At 72.2% G+C, this 1614-nt stretch carries 3 protein-coding genes; all 3 read left to right on the plus strand.

Annotated features, from left to right (window positions below):
* Nucleotides 1-45: 45 nt before the first annotated feature.
* Nucleotides 46-417 carry an AtzH-like domain-containing protein gene (locus AB0C29_RS47445; protein ID WP_360834825.1) on the plus strand — a complete coding sequence of 124 codons (372 nt, stop codon included), beginning with the start codon at nt 46-48 and terminating at the stop codon, nt 415-417.
* A gap of 60 nt (nt 418-477) precedes the next feature.
* Entirely contained in the window at nt 478-852 is a 375-nt protein-coding gene (locus AB0C29_RS47450; protein ID WP_360834826.1) for a DUF427 domain-containing protein, read from the plus strand.
* 9 nt (nt 853-861) lie between these two features.
* Nucleotides 862-1614 (plus strand): serine hydrolase domain-containing protein (locus tag AB0C29_RS47455; RefSeq protein WP_360834828.1); only part of this gene is annotated, 753 nt, incomplete at its 3' end.

Below are 1614 nucleotides of genomic sequence, written 5' to 3' on the forward strand. Positions count from 1 at the left end.
CCGGCGTTCGCGCCGGGCCGCCGCCACCCTGATTGAGGAGACGCCATGCAGATCGACCGCCCGGACGTGGTCGCCGAGGTCACGGCGGCGTTCACGGACTACGAGGAGGCGCTGACGGCCGACGAGGCGGACCGCGTGGTGGGCTTCTTCGCCCCGGGCGCGGTCCGCTTCGGGATCGCGGACCAGCAGGCCGGCCTCGAGGAACAACTCGCCTGGCGGCGGGCCCAGCCACCACTGCCGCCGGGCCGCCGGCTGAAGGACACGACCGTGACCGCGTACGGCGCCGACGTGGCGGTGGTCACGACCCTGTTCGGCTATCCGGGCTCGGACGTGCTGGGCCGGCAGTCGCAGACCTGGGTCCGGCTGCCGCAGGGCTGGCGCATCGTCACCGCCCACGTCAGCCACCCGGCGGAATAATCCGGGCCGCGATGACTTGCACCATGGCGAGTCCTTCGACGAAGACGGAAAGGCATCGCCATGGCCAAGACTGTGTTGCAGCCCGGACCGAGTCACCCCATCACGGTCACGCCGAACCCGGCGCGGATCGTCGTCACCGTGGCCGGCAAGGTCGTCGCCGACACCACCCGGGCGCTGACGTTGCAGGAGTCCACCTATCCCGCCGTGCAGTACATCCCGATCGAGGACGTCGACCGGTCGCTGCTGGAGCGCACCGAGACCAGCACGCACTGCCCGTACAAGGGTGACGCGAGCTACTACTCCATCCCCGCCGGCGGTGAGCGGTCGACCGACGCGATCTGGGTCTACGAGCAGCCGCACGACGCGGTCAAGGAGATCAAGGACCACGTCGCGTTCTACCCGGACCGGGTCGACAGCATCGAGGTCCAGGGCTAGACAGGGGGCATGAGCCCTGACGTGATCGAGGCGGCGCTGCGGCCGCACGTGGACAGCGGCGAGCTGGCCGGTGCGGTCGCCGTCAGCGCCGGTGGTACGGACACCGACGCCGAGGTGGTCTGCCTGGGCGTACGCGATCTGGCCACCGGCGCGCCGATGACCCGTGACACGCTGTTCCGGATCGCCTCGCTGGTCAAGCCGATGGCCGCGGTCGTCGCCCTGACGCTGGTCGAGGACGGCACGCTGCGGCTGGACGAGCCGGTCGACCGCTGGCTGCCCGAGCTGGCCGGCCGGCCCGTGCTGCGCTCGCTCGACGCGCCGCTGGACGACGTCGTGCCGCAGGCCCGGCCGATCACCGTCCGGCACGTGCTGACGTACACGCACGGGTACGGCGTGGTCATGGCCCCGCCCGGCTCGTTCCCGATCCAGCAGCGGATCGACGAGCTGGCGCTGGGGCCCGGCCCGGACCCGGAGCCGTTCTCCCGGGACGAGTGGATGGCCCGCCTGGGCACTGTGCCGATGCTGCACCAGCCCGGCGAGGGCTGGAGTTACCACGGCGGCGGCGAGATCCTCGGGATCCTGCTGCAACGGGCCACCGGTCAGGACCTCGAGACGTTGCTGCACACCCGGCTGTTCGCCCCGCTCGGCATGAGCGACACCTCGTACGGTGTGACCGCGGCCGACCGGCTGGCCCGGACCTACCGGCCGGCCGGACCGGGCCGGCTGGCGGTGCGCGAGGAGCCGGCCGGCCGTTGGTCGCCG

This window comes from Actinoplanes sp. NPDC048791 (assembly GCF_040650095.1).
In the GTDB taxonomy this organism is placed as follows: domain Bacteria; phylum Actinomycetota; class Actinomycetes; order Mycobacteriales; family Micromonosporaceae; genus Actinoplanes.

Excerpts from the sequence above, each read along its gene's own strand:
- AB0C29_RS47445 (WP_360834825.1), top strand. The coding sequence starts at position 46 with ATGCAGATCGACCGCCCGGACGTGGTCGCCGAGGTCACGGCGGCGTTC.
- AB0C29_RS47450 (WP_360834826.1), top strand. The coding sequence starts at position 478 with ATGGCCAAGACTGTGTTGCAGCCCGGACCGAGTCACCCCATCACGGTC.